This is a genomic window from Rhodanobacter sp. B2A1Ga4 (genome assembly GCF_018101315.1).
Classification (GTDB): Bacteria; Pseudomonadota; Gammaproteobacteria; order Xanthomonadales; family Rhodanobacteraceae; genus Rhodanobacter; species Rhodanobacter thiooxydans_A.
Map to the genome: position 1 here is coordinate 1,401,106 of NZ_JADBJR010000001.1, position 17,343 is coordinate 1,418,448.

At 68.6% G+C, this 17,343-nt stretch carries 16 protein-coding genes; 5 read left to right on the forward strand and 11 right to left on the reverse strand.

What is annotated here, in order from left to right; translation table 11 throughout:
- Positions 1-110: 110 nt before the first annotated feature.
- Positions 111-896 carry a thioesterase family protein gene (locus IMW82_RS06630; protein WP_211004064.1) on the reverse strand — a complete coding sequence of 262 codons (786 nt, stop codon included), beginning with the start codon at positions 894-896 and terminating at the stop codon, positions 111-113.
- 102 nt (positions 897-998) lie between these two features.
- Between IMW82_RS06630 and IMW82_RS06635 the strand changes: the two genes are divergently transcribed.
- The 4 genes from IMW82_RS06635 (at position 999) to IMW82_RS06650 (ending at position 5,814) form a co-directional block, all read left to right on the forward strand.
- Positions 999-2,642 (forward strand): acyl-CoA dehydrogenase family protein, encoded by a 1,644-nt coding sequence (locus IMW82_RS06635; protein WP_211004065.1) that lies wholly within the window; start codon positions 999-1,001, stop codon positions 2,640-2,642.
- A gap of 271 nt (positions 2,643-2,913) precedes the next feature.
- A complete protein-coding gene (locus tag IMW82_RS06640; protein ID WP_211004066.1) occupies positions 2,914-4,119 on the forward strand; it encodes a DUF4105 domain-containing protein in 1,206 nt (401 codons plus the stop codon).
- A gap of 40 nt (positions 4,120-4,159) precedes the next feature.
- Positions 4,160-5,176: a magnesium and cobalt transport protein CorA gene (locus tag IMW82_RS06645; protein WP_108470696.1), complete on the forward strand. Its 1,017-nt coding sequence runs from the start codon at positions 4,160-4,162 to the stop codon at positions 5,174-5,176.
- Positions 5,177-5,250: 74 nt separating this feature from the next.
- Entirely contained in the window at positions 5,251-5,814 is a 564-nt protein-coding gene (locus tag IMW82_RS06650; RefSeq protein ID WP_211004067.1) for an NUDIX hydrolase, read from the forward strand.
- A gap of 51 nt (positions 5,815-5,865) precedes the next feature.
- Here IMW82_RS06650 and IMW82_RS06655 read toward each other — a convergent pair whose 3' ends face one another.
- Positions 5,866-6,228 (reverse strand): hypothetical protein, encoded by a 363-nt coding sequence (locus IMW82_RS06655; RefSeq protein ID WP_108470698.1) that lies wholly within the window; start codon positions 6,226-6,228, stop codon positions 5,866-5,868.
- A gap of 203 nt (positions 6,229-6,431) precedes the next feature.
- Here IMW82_RS06655 and IMW82_RS06660 point away from each other — a divergent pair, with 203 nt between their 5' ends.
- A complete protein-coding gene (locus IMW82_RS06660; RefSeq protein WP_108470699.1) occupies positions 6,432-6,782 on the forward strand; it encodes a hypothetical protein in 351 nt (116 codons plus the stop codon).
- An 89-nt stretch (positions 6,783-6,871) separates the two neighbouring features.
- On the opposite strand, the gene IMW82_RS06665 is transcribed toward IMW82_RS06660, so the two are convergent.
- The 9 genes from IMW82_RS06665 to IMW82_RS06705 all read right to left on the reverse strand — a co-directional run bounded on the left by IMW82_RS06665 (position 6,872) and on the right by IMW82_RS06705 (position 17,336).
- A complete protein-coding gene (locus IMW82_RS06665) occupies positions 6,872-7,171 on the reverse strand; it encodes an STAS domain-containing protein (protein WP_108470700.1) in 300 nt (99 codons plus the stop codon).
- Positions 7,172-7,181: 10 nt separating this feature from the next.
- On the reverse strand, positions 7,182-8,360 hold the full coding sequence (locus IMW82_RS06670; protein WP_211004068.1) for a methyl-accepting chemotaxis protein: 1,179 nt from the start codon (positions 8,358-8,360) through the stop codon (positions 7,182-7,184).
- 17 nt (positions 8,361-8,377) lie between these two features.
- Positions 8,378-9,469 (reverse strand): chemotaxis response regulator protein-glutamate methylesterase, encoded by a 1,092-nt coding sequence (locus IMW82_RS06675; RefSeq protein ID WP_211004069.1) that lies wholly within the window; start codon positions 9,467-9,469, stop codon positions 8,378-8,380.
- A 77-nt stretch (positions 9,470-9,546) separates the two neighbouring features.
- Positions 9,547-10,197 carry a chemoreceptor glutamine deamidase CheD gene (gene cheD, locus IMW82_RS06680; RefSeq protein ID WP_211004070.1) on the reverse strand — a complete coding sequence of 217 codons (651 nt, stop codon included), beginning with the start codon at positions 10,195-10,197 and terminating at the stop codon, positions 9,547-9,549.
- A complete protein-coding gene (locus IMW82_RS06685) occupies positions 10,194-11,078 on the reverse strand; it encodes a protein-glutamate O-methyltransferase (RefSeq protein ID WP_211004071.1) in 885 nt (294 codons plus the stop codon). Before IMW82_RS06685 ends, cheD begins: the two co-directional genes overlap by 4 nt.
- A 2-nt stretch (positions 11,079-11,080) precedes the next feature.
- Positions 11,081-12,802: a methyl-accepting chemotaxis protein gene (locus tag IMW82_RS06690; protein ID WP_211004072.1), complete on the reverse strand. Its 1,722-nt coding sequence runs from the start codon at positions 12,800-12,802 to the stop codon at positions 11,081-11,083.
- An 18-nt stretch (positions 12,803-12,820) separates the two neighbouring features.
- Positions 12,821-13,327: a chemotaxis protein CheW gene (locus tag IMW82_RS06695; protein ID WP_211004073.1), complete on the reverse strand. Its 507-nt coding sequence runs from the start codon at positions 13,325-13,327 to the stop codon at positions 12,821-12,823.
- 134 nt (positions 13,328-13,461) lie between these two features.
- On the reverse strand, positions 13,462-15,174 hold the full coding sequence (locus IMW82_RS06700; protein ID WP_211004074.1) for a methyl-accepting chemotaxis protein: 1,713 nt from the start codon (positions 15,172-15,174) through the stop codon (positions 13,462-13,464).
- A gap of 149 nt (positions 15,175-15,323) precedes the next feature.
- The gene (locus tag IMW82_RS06705) at positions 15,324-17,336 is read right to left on the reverse strand and encodes a chemotaxis protein CheA (protein WP_211004075.1); all 2,013 of its coding nucleotides are present in this window, start codon (positions 17,334-17,336) and stop codon (positions 15,324-15,326) included.
- Positions 17,337-17,343: the final 7 nt, after the last annotated feature.

Sequence of the window (17,343 nt, forward strand, 5' to 3'; positions counted from 1 at the left end):
CCGTTGTTGTGCACGGATGCCGGATCCAGCTTTATCGCCGTAGTGGAGCCGTAGGGGCGATGGGGGTGTCAGTGCCCGACAACCTTCCGGATAAGGGGCAGCGCAGCCGCTCATCCAAACACCACCATGCTCTGTCGACTCAACGCCACCGGCTCCCCACCCGGCCCCCACAGCATCACGCTCTGGTTGGTATAGCCATCGCGTGCAGCGATGAGCTCGGCATCCACGCGCCAATCGTCCATCCCGAGATCGTCGTAGCGGTCGCGCAGCAGTTCGAGCATCCAGGTGAGCGAGCTGCCGGGGGTGGGGGTGGGGAACATCGACAGGGCGATGGGCGGGATGAAGTCGGCGAAGGCGAGCACGTGGGTTTCGTCGACGGGGCCTTCGTCGCACAGCGAAAGCTGCAACACGCTTTTGCGCTGGTGGCCGCCGCTGAACGGCAGGTCGCCGCGCAGCCAGCGGGCGCGGAAGTGCTGGGTGAAGGCGGGCATGCGGCCTTCGACGTAGCGCAGCTGCGGTGCTGCTGCATGCTCCACGGGTGATTGCACGGGCTGGAAATCCAGTACCGACGGCCGCGCGCTGCCGAATACGCCGAGCAGCCGGCACAGAGTCTGCTCGCCGTCGCACAGGCTGGCCTCGATCTGGATCGCGCTGCGGCCTGCGCGCAAGCATTGCGCGCGGAGGCTCACCGTGCCGGCCGGCACCGGCGCCACGAAAGTGGTCTGCAGGCTGCGCAGGGGCATGTCCGCCGGCACCAGCTCGCGCATGGCGCGCAGCGCCAGCGCTGCCTGCAGGCCGCCGAACGCGCTTCGCCCCTGCAGCCAGTCTTCGCTCACCGTGGCCTGCCAGCCGTTGCCGTGGCGGGTGACGGTCTGCATCGCTTCGGAAAATCGCATGGGTGACGCCTGCACCGGGGAAGGGCTTTCGATGATGCCAGCGCCACGCGCCGAATGCCCGCATGCCTATACTCGACACCTCGACTCTGGACGGAGCGCGCCATGGCCTTCCTGCAGGATCCGCCGCAACTTCCCCATCCGTATCGCAGCGACCGCGTTCTGCTAGCCCTGCTCGATCGCGCGCTGCCCGCCGAGCGCCTCGCCGCGCTGGACGCCGACCTCGACGCGCTGGGCGACTATGCGCAGATGGCGTGGCAGCGCGCATGCACCACGACGCGGCGCAAACCGGTGCTGACGCAATGGGATGCATGGGGACGCCGCATCGACCGCATCGAGCTGACGCCGGCGTGGCATGAAGGCGCAGCGATGACGACGCGACACGCGGTGCTCGCCGCCGGCCATGCAGACAGCGAGCATGCGCGGCTGGAAGAGTTTGCCCGCGTCTACCTCTACCACCTCGCCAGCGAGTTCTATACCTGCCCGCTGGCGATGACCGACGGCGCCGCCACCGCGATCAAGGCGTCCGGCAACCACGAGCTGATCGAGCGCGCGTTGCCGCGTTTCCTCAGCCGTGATGTGGCCACGTTCTGGCTCAGCGGGCAATGGATGACCGAGAACGTCGGCGGTTCTGATGTCGGCCACACCGAAACCATCGCTCGGCAGGATGCGAACGGCCAGTGGCGTCTGTACGGGCGCAAGTGGTTCAGCTCGGCGGTGGTTGGCGAGGCGGCGCTGGCGCTGGCGCGGCCCGAAGGCGCGACTGCTGCGGGCACCACGTCGCTGGCGCTGTTCTACGTCGAGACGATGGACGGCGCGCGGCGCAAGCCGGAGCTGGTGATCGACCGCTTGAAGGACAAGCTCGGCACGCAGGAACTGCCCACCGCGGAGATCCACCTGGACGGCCTGCCCGCGTGGCCGCTGGGCGAACTGGCCCACGGCGTGCGCCAGGTAGCGCCGATGCTCAACATCACGCGCACCTGGAACGCGATCTGCGCGGTCGCCAGCATGGCCCGCGCGATCGCCCTGGCGCGCGACTTCGCCGAACGCCGCCGCGCGTTTGGCCGTCCGTTGGTCGAGCAGCCGCTGCACGCGCAGACGCTGGCCGACATGCAGGCGGAGTTCGAGGGCGCGTTCGCGCTGGCATTCGAGGTCGCCCATCTGCTCGGTCGCGTCGAACAGGGCGCGGCGGCGGCGCACGAGGCGGCGCTGCTGCGTCTGCTCACGCCGCTGGCCAAGCTGTGGACCGGCAAGCTGGCGGTGCAGATCTGCTCGGAAGCGATCGAATGTTTCGGCGGCGCCGGCTACATCGAGGATACCGGCCTGCCGCAGCTGCTGCGCGACGCGCAGGTCTACGCGATCTGGGAAGGCACCACCAACGTGCTGTCGCTGGACAGCCTGCGCGCACTGGCCGGCGACGGCCTCGACGCGTTGCGCACGGCCTGTGTCGGCTGGCTGGCCAGCAACGACGACATGCACGCGGCCAGCGCGATCCGGCAGACGCTGGACGCCGCGGCGCGCTGGCTCGACCAGCAGGCGGACGCACGCGACACGCTGGAAGCCGGCGCACGCGGCCTCGCCTTCACCCTGGCGCGCTGCGCCGCGGCGGCGTTGCTGGCACGCCAGGCCAGCTGGTCAAACCATCGCGGCGACCGGCGACCGGCCGCGGCCGCGCGCCGCTTCATCAGCCTCGGCCTCGACCGGCTGGTTGTGCCGGACGCGGACAACACCGCCCTGCTGCTGGGCTGATGCGTACCCGCCGGACGGACACGCTCCAGCTGTGGACTCGCCTCCACGGTCAACCGCTGCGGTCGACCGGGATACCCGCTCCGGTCGCGATCATCGTAACCTTGCACATGGCCTCACCCTCCGCGCTTGCCGCGGAAGCCATCTCGCCAGCGCCGGCGCTTCGACGCCCGAAGGCGCTAGGCCAGTCCAGCTGATGACGAAACCGGGCCCACCCAGGCTGCCAAGCCAACCGCTCCACAGGATTGATGTGCACCACGACAAGGCTGGATTCATGCGACAGATCGGTTTCGCTTTTTTATTCATCACCCTGTGGCTGACAACCTCCCTGGCTCACGCCAGCGTCGCCAATGCGCCCGGTGCCAACCTCGAAGTGTCGCTGGTCACCTACGGCCCGGGCGAAACCTACTGGGAGCGCTTCGGCCACGACGCGATCGAGCTGCGCGACACGGTTTCGGGCGAGGCCGTCAACTTCAACTACGGCGTGTTCGATTTCAACGAGAAGAACTTCCTGCTGAACTTCGCCCGCGGCCGCATGCACTACCTGATGGACGCGGCGCCGAGCGACCAGGACGAGCGCTACTACGTCGAGGCCGGCCGCTCGATCACCCGCCAGCGGCTGGTGATGACGGCCGAACAGGCAACCGCGCTGCGCGACTTCCTGTTGTGGAACCTGCGCCCGGAAAATGCCGGCTACGCCTACGACTACTACGTCGACAACTGCACCACCCGCGTGCGCGACGCGCTGGACAAGGCGCTCGGCGGCGTGCTGGCAGCCCGTCTGAAGGCGCGCCCCGGCGGCATGACCTACCGCCAGCAGACCGTGCGATTGATGAGCGCGCAGCCGTGGCTGATGCTGCTGCTGGACCTGGGTCTGGGGCCGTATGCCGACCAGCCGCTGAACGCCTGGCAGGAAAGCTTCCTGCCTGAAGTGCTGCAGGCGCAGCTGCGCGAGGTGCGCGTCGACGACGGCCACGGCAACCTGCAGCCGCTGGTGCAGGACGAGCAACTCACCTCGCCGAACCGGCTCGACGTGCCGCCACCGACCGCGCCCGACCTGCGCCTGCCGCTGGCCCTGGCCGGCCTGCTGCTGGCCGCGCTGCTCGTGCTCGCCCGCCGCTGGTGGCCGACCGGCTACGCCCTGCTCGGTACTGTCTACCTGCTGGCAGCCGGTCTGGTCGGCCTGCTGTTGCTGACGCTGTGGACGCTGACCACCCACCACTCGGCCTGGGCCAACGCGAACCTGCTGCTGTTCAACCCGCTGGCCTTCGCGCTGCTGCCGACGCTGTGGCGCTCGCGCCGCGGCCTCGCCGCCTCGCGCTTCATCGACGGCGTGATCGCGCTGCAGCTGCTCGCCTGCATGGCCGCCGTGCTGCTGCACCTGCTGCCCGGCACCATGCAGCAGAACCAGCCGTGGCTGCTGTTCGCCCTGCCGTGCTGGCTGGTGCTGGCGTGGAGCCTGCGCCGCCACCGCCGGTAATCCAATTGCCCCGCCATCGGGCGCGGGGCATGATGCGGGCATGAATCCGATCACGCCGCCGAATGCACCGTCGACCAGCAGCCAGCCCATGGTGGTCAACTGCATCGCCTACCGCAAGGACGGCAGCCGCATCGGCGACGTTACCCTCGACGCAATCAGCGACGTGCTGGCCGAACCGGATACCTTCGTCTGGGTCGGCCTGTACGAGCCGGACGAGGCGCTGCTGGAAAAGATCCAGGACGAATTCGGCCTGCACGACCTGGCGATCGAGGACGCGCACGCCGCGCACCAGCGCACCAAGCTGGAAACCTACGGCGACTCGCTGTTCCTGGTGGTGCAGACCGCGCAGCTGATCAACGGCGAACTGGCGTTCGGCGAAACGCACATCTTCTTCGGCCCGCGCTACCTGGTCACCGTGCGCCACGGCGCCTCGCAGTCCTACGCGCCGGCACGGCGCACCTGCGAACACGCGCCGGAACTGCTGGCGAACGGCCCCAGTTACGGGCTGTACGGCGTGCTCGACTTCATCGTCGACAACCTGCTGCCGATCGTGCGCGACTTCCGCGAGGAAGTGCAGCAGCTCGAGCACGACATCTTCGGCGAGACGTTCAAGAGCAGCACGATACGCCGCCTGTACGACATGCAGCGCGACCTGATGACGCTGCGCCTGGCGGTGGCGCCGCTGCAGGACATCATCAACCAGCTGATCCGGCTGCACCCGAACCTGATCCCCGAGGTGCTGCACGCGTACTTCCGCGACGTCTATGACCACGCCTTCCGCGTCAACGAGGCGATCGGCGCGATGCGCGAGATGCTCACCGCCGCGATCAACGTCAACCTGTCGCTGGTCAGCCTGCGCCAGAACGAGGTGATGAAAAAGCTCGCCGGCTGGGCCGCCATGCTCGCCGCGCCGACCCTGCTGACCAGCTGGTATGGCATGAACTTCACCCACATGCCCGAGCTCAGCCGCCCCTGGGCCTACCCCGCCATCATCGTGGTGGTGGCCGGCGTGGTCAGCGGCATCTACCTGGGGCTCAAGCGCGCAAAGTGGCTGTAGCGCGCCGGACGGTTGTCGCTGCACCATGGACCGTTCAAGATGCCGACTGACCCTGGCTCCGCACGCGATGACCCATGAACGACTCCACCAGCCACATCCCCGCCGATGCCGACGCTCCGGTGGAAACCCTGCATGAAGGTCGTTGGCTGAGCCTGCGCAAGCGCGGTCGCTGGGAGTACGCCGAGCGCAACAACCCCGGCGGCGCGGTAATCATCCTGGCGGTGACGCCTGCGGACAAGGTGCTGTTCGTCGAGCAGTACCGCGTGTCGATCCTGCAGAACACCATCGAGATGCCGGCCGGCCTGGTCGGCGACCTGGCCGGCCAGGCCGACGAAACCGCCCTGCTGGCGGCCCGGCGCGAACTGGAGGAGGAAACCGGCTGGCGCTGCCAGCGGGTGGAGTTCGTCCATCGCGGACCGTCCTCATCCGGCATGAGCACCGAGATGATCACCTTCGTACGCGCATGGGATCTGCAAAAGGTCGGCCCCGGCGGCGGCGACGACACCGAGAACATCGTGGTGCACGAGGTGCCGCGCCGCGAAGCAGGCGCCTGGCTGTTCGCGCGCGCCGCCGAAGGCTACTCGATCGACCCGAAACTGTTCGCCGGGCTGTGGTTCATCGAGCACGCCGGCGGATGAACGCGCGGCAGGATTCCGGGCCCAGCCTGCCGTACCGCGGCAGCGGACTGCTCACCAGGTGCGCACGTCGACCACGCTGACCGTGTAGCTGTCTATTTCCGACTGGTAGCGGAACATGCGGCCCAGGTCGAAGTGCACGGTGTCGCCGGGAGCGATGTTGGCGGTGCCAGCCGGCCAGCCCTGCTTGCTCTGCAACACCTTGCCGCCGGCGTCCTTCACCTCGATGCGGATCTGTGCCGCCGAGGCCGCCGCGCAGTTGTTGACCAGCTCGCCACGCAGGCTCATGCGGGCGACCGTTCCCGTGTTGTTGATTGCGGGCTTGAAATCCTTGATGGCGAAGTCCTTCGGATTGCAGTCGGCCTGGGCGGCCAGCGGGGCGAACAGGAGTACGGCGGAAATGATCAGCGTCTTCATGAGGTTTGGGCCATCCCGAGGCATGCCTTCGATGCGGGCATGGAAAATCATCGGCATGCCGATGGAATTCTTTAGTCGGTCGCACCCGGCGCAGCGGCCGCAGAGAGCCAGCCACCCGTCGCTAAAGTTCTTCGCGCTGACGTCGATAGAGGGTGGTCCCGTCCCCCGCATTGCGGTCCCCCACTGTTCGATGGAGTTTCCCCATGAAGGCTCTCGTTGTTTCCGCCGTGTTGCTGTTCGCTCCGCTGGCCGCCCAGGCTGCCTGCGCGCCTGGCGATTTCGCGGTCAAGGATTTCAAGCCCGGCGTCGCGGCGTCGCGCCTCAGCCTGCGCGGCGAGCTGGTCAACAACTGCGCGGCGGCCTCGGCCGCGCAGGTCCGCATCGAGGTGAAGGACGCCGCCGGCAAGGTGCTGCAGAGCAAGCAGGGCTGGCCGGCCGGCACCGCCAACATCGCTCCCGGCGATACCGTGCACTTCGACCTGGGTCGCATGTTCCGCTACCAGTCGGAAATAGACAGCTACACGGTCAGCGTGGTCGACGTGCGCACCTGGTGAGGCATCCGGCAGCGTGACGCGACGAAGGCTCCGCAAGGAGCCTTCGTCGTATCTGGCGCCGCGGCGCGCACGTCCGCGCCGGCAGGCAGTCAGTGCAGCACGAACAGCTTGTCGAAACCGGCCACGCGCAACGTACCGCGCAGCTCGCCGGAGGCATTGACGATGCGGATGTCGGAGCGGTCGGTGCCGGCGTGCTCGCGCAGCAGTAGCAGCATGCCGAGCGCCGAGCTGTCCATCCCGGTGACCTCGCCCAGGTCGATCACGTAGCTGCGCGCGGGCTTGCCGCTGCCCAGGCAGGCATCGTGGAAATCGCGGTGGATACTGAAGTCGAAGCGTTCGCCCAGTTGCAGGGTGAGGCAATCCAGTTCGCTGTCGTGGTGGACGATCATGGGGCAATCCTCAGAAAAGTTCGATTTCGCCGGCGTCCATCGAGCTCTGCAGCGCCGGGCCGCGGGACCGCAGGCGTGCCTTCTCGCGCTGGATCGCCAGCCGGCTGCGCACCCGCTGGGCGTGCGCCGCCAGCGTGTCGGCGTCGACCGGGCCACAGGCCAGCTCCTCGATGTCGCGCGTGCATTCGCCCACGACCTCCTGCAGCTCGACCAGCCGGGTACGGGTCTGCCGTAGCAGCTGGCCGAGGATGTCCTCGAACTGCAGCGAACGGATGGTGGTGGAGACGTCGCTGCCGAGGCCGCGATTGATCTCGACCGCCTGGTCGGCCACCACGCTGGTGCGCGCATCGGTCTCGGTGACGTGGGCCGTCATCGCGTCGATGCCGCCCTTGGCCGACAGCGCCACGTTGAGATCCTGCGAGGCCATCGCGCCGATCAGTCCGCGCAGCTGCTCCATCGCGGCGCGGGCACGCTCGACGTGGCCACCGATCTGCTCGTTGAGCTGGTTGGAGTTGCTGGCCAGGTTGCGGATCTCGCCGGCCACCACTGCGAAGCCGCGGCCGGACTCGCCCGCGCGCGCCGCCTCGATCGCGGCGTTCAGCGCCAGCAGGTTGGTTTCCTCGGCGATGGTGTTGACGTTCCTGAGCAGGCCGAACACCGCGTCCATTTCCTTCGCCATGCCGTCGATGCGGTAGACGATGCGCAGGCTCTCGCGCGACATCTGCACGATCATGCCGACGAAGTGCTCCAGCAGGTCGCCGGTACGCGCGGCGAAATCCTGCACCGACACGCCACCGTCCTGCACCTCGATGATCTGCTTGAGCAACGACTGCTGCAGCGCGGTCTTGCTGGACAGGCCGTCAAAGCCGCCGCCCAGCTCGGATACCGCGTCGCGCAGCAGGTCCAGGCCCTGGTGCAGCTCGCGGGTGGCGTGGCCGAGCTCGTCGACCAGCGCGCCGCGCACATCCTCCAGCGCCTCGCGCACCGGTTCGGCGCGGGCGCCGGCAAGGGTCTGCGCGACTGGCGTCGCGGCGGGTCGTTCCAGCATGGCCCAGGTCGCGGTCAGGGCAACCACCAGCAGTGGCGCCAGCCAGGCCGGGTGCCAGGCCAGCGCCAGCAGCAGGGCGACGGCACTGGCGACCCAGCCGGCCGGTTGGCGTCGGAACCACAGAGCGGGAGTGAATGACATGATCCTGTATCCGCGAGTCAGGCGCTGGCAGCGCCGGTATGGGGGTGACGGGCCAGCACCAGCAGGCGCGCCGCCATGTGTTCGATCGACTGCATTTCGCTCGCGGCGTCGAGCTTCCAGGCGGCGCCGGGCATGCCCCACACCACCGAACTGGCCTCGTCCTGCACCACCGTGGCGGCGCCAGCCTGGCGCAGTTCCAGCAGGCCGCGCGCACCGTCGCCGCCCATGCCGGTAAGCAGCGTGGCGATGGTGGCGGCGCCGGCGCTGGCCGCCAGCGAGCGGAACAGCACGTCGACGCTGGGGCGGTGCCGGTTCACCGGCGGACCGTCGTGCAGGCGGCACACGTATTTGGCGCCGTCCCACATCACCAGCAGGTGGTGGCTGCCGGGCGCGATGTAGGCATGGCCGGACTGGATCGGCTGGCCGTCCTGCGCCTCGCACACGCGCATCGCCGAGCAGCGATCCATACGCGCAGCGAACGGGCCGCTGAAGGCGGCAGGAATGTGCTGGGTCACCAGGATCGGCGGCGCGTCCGGCGGCATTGCCTCCAGCACCACGCGCACCGCCTCGGTGCCGCCGGTGGAGGCGCCGATCGCGATGATCGGGCTGCCGCCGCGCGTACCTGCGGTCTGCGCGCGCGGCAGCACCGCATCGGCCGACAGCCGCGGCGCCACGTCCAGTTTGCGCACCGTGGTGCGCGCGCGCGGCTTCGCCTGCGCTGCCTGCTTCACCTTGGCGCAGATCTCCAGCGTGTGTTCGCCGAAACTGCTGGCCAGGTCGCTGCTCGGCTTGGCCAGGAAATCCACCGCGCCCAGTTCCAGCGCGCGCAGCGTCACTTCGGCACCCTGGGTGGTCAGCGACGACACCATCACCACCGGCATCGGCCGCAGCCGCATCAGGTTTTCCAGGAAGGTCAGCCCGTCCATGCGCGGCATCTCGACGTCCAGGGTCAGCACGTCGGGGTTGAGCTGCTTGATCTTGTCGCGGGCGATCAGCGGATCCGCCGCCGTGCCGACGACCTCGATGTCCGGATCGCAGGCAAGCATGGTCGACATCAGCTTGCGCACCAATGCGGAATCATCGACTACCAGAACACGCACTCTATCCATTGCTCACCTTGCCATGCAGCCACGGCCCCGTCGCCCGCGACGGTGGCCCGATCGATTGCCACGCCGGAACCACGGCGCTAGAACAGCTCGACCTCACCCTTTATCGGATCGTTTGCCAAACGCTTGAGGTAGCCGCGCTCGTCGGCCACCAGCGCCACGTCGTCGCTGCGGCGCAGCTGGCGCACGCGGACCCGGCCGCTGTGCGGGAAGAACTGCACCTGGCGCGGGTAGACGTCGCCCAGGTCCTCGGCCGCCAACTGCAGCCGCTCGGCCTCGATGTAGCGATGCACGAAGTCGATGTTGCGTTGGCCCACGTCGCTCAGCTGGGCCAGCACGCGGCCACCGCCGAACACCTTGACGCGCAGGTTCGCGCGCTGGCCGCCGGCCTTCAGGATCGCGTTGATCAGCTGCTCCATCGCGTCGCTGCCGTAGCGCGCGGCGCGCCCGATGGCCGGCGACCAGCTGTCGCGCTCGCCCATCGGCTCGGGCAGCATGAAGTGGTTCATGCCGCCGACGCCGCGTTCGGCGTCGTGGATGCAGGCCGACACGCACGAACCGAGCACGGTGCTGACCAGCTCGTCGCTACCGCTCACGTAGAACTCGCCCGGCAGCACCCGCACCACCATGCGACCCTGGGCCGGGTCCCAGAACCGGCGCAGGTGCTCGAAACCGGGCATGGCCTCGGGCAGCGTGGCGCTGCGGCGCTCGGCCGTCACTACCGGCATCATCCGAGCTTCCGGTAGACGGTGCGGCCGATCAGTTCGAAATCGTCGTTGATGCCGTGCAGCGACTCGGAGTGGCCGAGGAACAGGTGGCCGCCGGCCGGCAGCAGCGCGGCGTAGCGGCGGAACAGCCGCTGCTTGGTCGGCTGGTCGAAGTAGATCACCACGTTGCGGCAGAAGATCGCGTCGAACGGACCGCGCATGGGCCACTCGTGCAGCAGGTTCAGCGGCTGTACGGTCACCAGCTCGCGCAGGCGCGGATGCACACAGGCGTAGCCCGCGTACTCGCCGTCGCCGCGCAACAGCCAGCGGCGCCGGCGTTCCTCGCTGATGCCCTCAAGCTTGTCCAGTGGATACACACCATTGCGCGCCGTTTCCAGCGCCTGCGGCGACAGGTCGGTGGCGAGGATCTTCGCGTCGATGCCTGCCGCGCCATGCCGCTCCAGGGCCTCGGCCAGCACCATCGCCAGCGCGTACGGCTCCTCGCCGGTGGAGCAGCCGGCCGACCAGATCCGCAGACGGTCGCCGCCGCGGCGCTTCTGCTGCAGCCACTGCGGCAGCAGTTCGTCGACCAGCAGGTCGTAATGGTGCGACTCGCGGAAGAACGAAGTGACGTTGGTGCTGATCGCGCTGGCGAGGTTGTCCAGCTCGCTCTGCGGGTCGCGCCGCAGCAGCTCGCAGTACGCGCCGAAGTGGCGCAGGCCCAGCGCGCGCAGGCGTCGCGCCAGGCGCCCCTGCACCAGCTGGCGTTTGTGTTCGCCCAGCGCGATGCCGCAATGCTCGTAGACGAAGTCGCGCAGGAAGCGGAACTCGGCATCGCCAAGAGCGACCCCGCCACCATCCGCCGGCACGGCATCGCCTTGAACCATGCCGGCCGCGGTGCTCACGCTCAGAACTCCTTCCAGGCACCGGCATCCGCTGCCTCGACGGCGGCGGCGCGTGGCGGCGCCTTGCGCACCGCGGCGAACACCGCCTCGGTGGCACGAACCACATCCTTCGCGCGCTCCGGCGGTGCCGCCTGCGATGCCGCGTCGTCGTCGGCCAGGCGGAAGAAGCCCACCTGGCTGGACAGGTCGCCAGCCTGCTCCTGCATGGCGCGGGCAGCGGCCGAGGCCTCTTCCACCAGCGCGGCATTCTGCTGGGTCATCTCGTCCATCTGCATCACGGCGTTGTTGACCTGGTCGATGCCGGCGGACTGCTCCTGGCTGGCCGCGGCGATCTCGGCCACGATGTCGGTGACCTTCTTCACGCTCTCGACGATCTCGGCCAGTGCCTTGCCGGACTGGTTGACCAGTTCCGAGCCGCAGCGCACCTTCTCCTCGCTCTCGGCGATCAGGCCCTTGATCTCCTTCGCCGCGCCGGCGCTGCGCTGCGCCAGGCTGCGCACCTCGCTGGCCACCACCGCGAAACCACGGCCCTGTTCGCCGGCGCGCGCCGCTTCCACCGCCGCGTTCAGCGCCAGCAGGTTGGTCTGGAACGCGATCTCCTGGATCAGCCCCACGATGTCGCCGATCTTGCGGCTGGAGGCGTCGATCTCGCCCATCGCGACAATCGCCTTGCCCGCCACTTCGCCGCCGCGCTCGGCCTGCTCGCGGGCGCCGCGGGCCAGCTGGTTGGCGTGGCTGGCGTTCTCCGCGTTCTGCTTCACGGTGGAGGTCATCTCCTCCATCGACGAGGCGGTTTCCTCCAGGCTGGAAGCCTGTTCCTGCGTGCGCTGGCTCAAGTCGTCGTTGCCGCGCGCGATCTGCTGCGCCGCGCTCGACACCGCATCGGAGCCCTGACGCACCTCGCCCACGATCGCGCCGAGGCGCTCGTCCATGCTGCGGAAGGCGTCCAGCAGCCGGCCTAGCTCGTCGTGCCGCTTGACCCTGATGTCATGACCCAGCCGGCCCTCGGCGATGGCATGTGCCACCTTCACCAGATGCGCCAGCGTGCCGCTGATCGAGCGCACCAGCAGGGTCGACACCAGCAGCGCGAACAGCAGGCCGCCAAGCAACGCGAACAGCACCAGGTTGCGCACCAGCTTGTAGCGGCTGACCTGAGCCTGATAGATCTGCCTCACCTCGTCGCTCTGCGCCTGCATCAGCTTGTTGATGGTGTCCACGCGCAGCATCAGCTCCGGACGCACCTGCATTTCCAGCAGGTCGCCGGTGCCTCCATCGTTTTGCGCCAGCGCGTCGTAGATGTCCTTGAGGTCGCCCTGGTATTCCTCGTCGGTGGCGCGATAGGCCTTGTACTTCGCGGTGATGTCCGCGCTCATCGGCATCGCCGACAGCGTCTTGTTGGTCTCGGCGATCTCCTTCTGCAGGCGCTCGGACTCGGCGACCTTCTGCTTCACCTGGTCGGGCTTGCCGATCGCCCCGGCCGCTTCGCCGAGCACGATGAAGTTGGTCAGCGACTTGGCGCGCAGGCTGCCGATCAGCTGCGCCGGCACCATCGCCTCCTCGTAGCTGCGCCGCATGCCCTCGTTCTGCCAGGACATCATGCCAAGGCCGACCGCCGCACCGGCCGCCAGCATCAGCCCGAGCAGCGTGAACACGCCGATCAGGCGCGCCTTGACGGACAGGGTCGGCAACCTGGTGAAACGTGTCATGAATTTCTTGATGTTCATCGTGATTCCCGGATCGGATCAGGCGGCAACTTCGATATTCCGGACGTCCGTCAGCGCGGCATCCAGCGTTTCAACGTCTTCCGGACGCATCAGCTTCTCCACGTCCAGCAGCATCACCATGCGCTCGACGTGGGTGGCCAGGCCCTTCAGGTAGCGCGTGTCGACGATCGCGCCCATGTCGGGCACCGGCTTGATCGCCGCCGGCTCGATGTCGACCACGTCGGACACCGCGTCCACCACGATGCCGAACAAGCGCTCGGCGACCGCCACGATGATCACCACGGTGCTGTCGCCGTAGCTTTCGCGCGCCAGGCCGAAGCGCAGGCGCAGGTCCATGATCGGCACGATCGCGCCACGCAGGTTGAGCACACCCAGCAGGTAGTCGGGGGTCTGCGGGATGCGGGTGACCCGCGACCAGCCGCGGATCTCGCGCACCGACAGGATGTCGACGCCGTATTCCTCGCCGGCCAGGCCGAACGTCAGCTGCTGGACGGTGGGCGCCGTGGCCGCGTTGTCTTCGTACATGAATCGTCTACCTCGTGATGGGCGCCTGCGGACGCCCGGCCTCGATGCCTGTATCGGCCTTGCCGGGGAGGACTTGAGTACGCCACCGCCGCCGGGCGGAGCTGCCGCGGGCGCCTCACGGCAAAGAAGCGCTCTCAGAACTCGGTCCAGCCGCCGGCCGCCACGACCGCCCGGGCCGGTTCGGCCGTGCGGGTTGCCGACTTGCGCGACAACGCCACCACGCGCGCCGGAGCCGGCGCCGGTGCTGCCGCGTGCTCTGCCGTCGCGCCGTCAAGCCGGAAGAACTTCATTTGCCGCTGCAGTTCGCCGGCCTGCTCCTGCATCGCGCGCGCCGCCGCCGCAGCCTCTTCCACCAGCGCCGCGTTTTGCTGGGTCACTTCGTCCATCTGCATCACCGCGCGGTTCACCTGGTCGATGCCGGCGGACTGCTCCTGGCTGGCCGCGGCGATCTCGGCCACGATGTCGGTGACTTTCTTGACGCTCTCGACGATGCCGGTCAGCGCCGCACCGGACTGGTCGACCAGCGCGCTGCCGGCCTGCACCCGCTGCACGCTCTCGTTGATCAACCCCTTGATCTCCTTCGCCGCCGCCGCGCTGCGCTGGGACAGGCTGCGCACCTCGCTGGCCACCACGGCGAAACCGCGGCCCTGCTCGCCCGCGCGCGCCGCCTCCACCGCCGCATTGAGCGACAGCAGGTTGGTCTGGAACGCGATCTCGTCGATCAGCCCCACGATGTCAGCGATCTTGCGGCTGGAGGCGTTGATCTCGCTCATCGCCGCCACCGCCTGCGCCGCCACTTCGCCGCCGCGCTCGGCCTGCTCGCGCGCACCGCTGGCGAGCTGGTTGGCGTAGCCGGCGTTCTCCGCGTTCTGCTTCACGGTGGAGGTCATCTCCTCCATCGAGGCGGCGGTTTCCTCCAGGCTCGACGCCTGTTCCTGCGTGCGCTGGCTGAGGTCGTCGTTGCCCTTGGCGATCTGCTGCGCGGCGCTGCTCACCGCCTGCGAACCGTGCTGCACTTCGCCCACGATGCCGGTCAGCTTGTCGCGCATGCGCACCAGCTCAGCCAGCAGGCTGCCGACGGCGAAACGCCTGCCGCCGCCGTCGTCATCGTTGCCGAGGTCGCCGTCGGCGATGCGCGTGGCCATCGCCACCGCGAAAGCCGGCTCGCCGCCGATGCTGCGGCGGATGCTGCGCATCGATACCCACACCAGAGCGATCACCAGCAGGCCCAGCAGGCCTGCCTTGGCCAGGTTCGCCGTCAACGTGTGGCGAAACTGTGCATCGATGTCGTCGAAATAGGCGCCGGCGCCGAAGTGCATGCCCCATGGCTGGTAGCGCTCGCTGTAGGTGACCTTGCCCACGACCTTCTTGCTGCCTGGCTTGAGCCAGTCGTAGTAGGTGACGCCGCGGCCGTCTTTCATGTTGACGTCGTGCATCGCCTGGAAGATCGGCTTGCCGTTCTGGTCGGTCATGTCGCGCACGCTGGTGCCCAGCTTGTCCAGCATCACCGGGTGCTCGGTCAGCACGTAACTGTCATCGAACGCAAACACGTAGCCGGCGCCCTTGTCCCACTGCATGTCGTGGATCTGCGCCAGTGCCCGTTTCTGCGCCTCGGCCTCGCCGAACTCGCCCCTGGTCGCACGCTCGTGGAAGCCGCTGGCCACCGAAACTGCCGACTCGATCTCGCTGCGCAGCAGGCGTTCGAGACCTTCCATCTGGCTGGCGCGGCTCTGCAACGCATTCACCACGGTCAGGCCGAACAGCCCCAGCACGACCACCGTCACCACCATGACCAGCCGCGCATTGAGGCTGAGCCGATCGAAGAACCCACGTATCACGGACAACATGTCGCAAACCTCGACTTCGGAAAAGAAACCCGCCGGCCATGACAGCCATGCGGGGTGGCGCGCAAAGACGCCAAAACCCATCGCCAGCGGAAGCACCCGCTCCGTTCGCGCCCTTCATTGCGCCGCAGCCGCCGCGGCAACGACGCGCCTCAGGCTGCCTTGCTGCGCTGTCCCAGCCGCACCACGCCACCCACGTCGACGATCAGCGCCACCGAGCCGTCACTGAGGATGGTCGCGCCAGACACGCCCTGCACCCGCTGGTAGTGCTTCTCCAGCGACTTGATCACCGCTTGCTGCTGGCCCAGCAGGTCGTCCACCAGCAGGCCCACGCGGCGGCTGTCGTCCTCGATCACTACCACGATGCCGCGCTCGACCTCGGTGATTGCGTCGGCGCAGTCGAAGGCGCGGTGCAGCCGCATCAGCGGCAGGTATTCGCCGCGGAACTGGAACACCTCGCCACCGCCGGCGATCCGCCGCACCGCCACGGCGTCGAGCCGCAGCGACTCGACGATCGAGGTCAGCGGCACGATGTAGCGCTCGTGGCCCACGGCCGTGACCAGGCCGTCGATGATCGCCAGGGTCAGCGGCAAGGTGATGGTGAACGTGCTGCCCTTGCCGGACACGCTGCGCACGCCGACGCTGCCGCCCAGATCGCGCACGTTGCGCCGCACGACGTCCATGCCCACGCCACGGCCGGACAGGTCGGTGGCCTGCGCGGCGGTGGAGAAGCCCGGCTGGAAGATCAGCTCGGCCACCTCGGCGTCGCCGAGTTCCTGGCCCGCAGCGATCAGGCCGCGCTGCTGCGCCTTGGCCACGATCGCGGCATGATTGAGCCCGGCGCCGTCGTCGCTGATCCGTACCACGATGTTGCCGCCTTCGTGGTGGGCATCGAGCCTGAGCAGGCCGGTCTCCGGCTTGCCGGCGGCCTTGCGCAGAGCCGGCATTTCCAGGCCGTGGTCGATCGCGTTGCGCACCAGGTGCACCAGCGGGTCGCCGATTTTCTCCAGTACCGTCTTGTCCAGCTCGGTATGTTCGCCGTGCAGCTCGAGCCTGACCTGCTTGCCGAGCTTGCGCTCCAGATCGCGGACCAGCCGCGGGAAGCGGTTGAACACCGAACCGATCGGCAGCATGCGAATGCGCATCACGCTCTCCTGCAGCTCGCGCGTGGCGCGTTCGAGCTGCAGCAGGCCTTCGCGCAGGCGCTCCAGCTGCGAGGGCTGGAAGTTCTCGCCGATGTCGCTGAGCATCGACTGGGTGATCACCAGCTCACCCATCATGTTGATCAGCGCGTCGACCTTGTCGATGCCCACGCGGATCGAGCTGCCCTCGGCGGAGGCGACCGCCTCGCGCGGCAGCGGCGCGGCGGCGGGCATGGGCGCCGTCGCCACGGGCGCAGGGGCGGGGGCGGCAACCGCCACCGGTGCAGCCGCAGCCGCCGGCGCTTCCTCGGCCAGCGCCGCGATGGCCAGCTCGCAGTCGCCGTCTAGCCAGTCGAACACGGCATCGACGTCACCGCGCGCCACCGCACCATGCAGGCGCAGCTCCCAGCCGAGATGGCATTCGCCGGGATCGAGATCGGCCAGCCGTGCCGGCGCCCGATCGACGACGAAGGCACGCCGCACCTCCAGCCGGCCCAACTGCTGCAGTTCGCGGAACAGCCGCAGCGGATCGTTGCCGGTCTGCAGCAGGTGCGGCAGTGCGACGAAACGAATGTCCCAGCCACTCGCCGCAGCGGCATTCAATGCGGGCGCAGCCGGCGCCGGCGCCGCCTCGCCGCTGACCAGGCGCACCAGCTCGCCGCGCAGCGCCTCGCTGTCGGCATCGGCCACCGGCTGGCTGTCGGCGGAACGCGCCAGCATGGCGCGCAGGCAGTCGACCGAGCGCAGCAGCAGGTCGATCAATTCCGCATCCACCGCGCGGCGTTCGCTGCGCACTTCCTCCAGCAGCGATTCGGCCACGTGGGTGAACGCGGCGACGTCCGCAAAGCCGAAGGTCGCCGCACCGCCCTTGATCGAGTGCGCGGCGCGGAAGATCGTGTGCACCAGCTCGTGATCGGTCGAACCCGAGTCCAGCGCCAGCAACGCGGCCTCCATCGCATCCAGCCCTTCCAGGCTTTCCTCGAAGAAGGTCTTGTGGAATTGAGTCAGGTCGACGGCGCCCATGGATCTT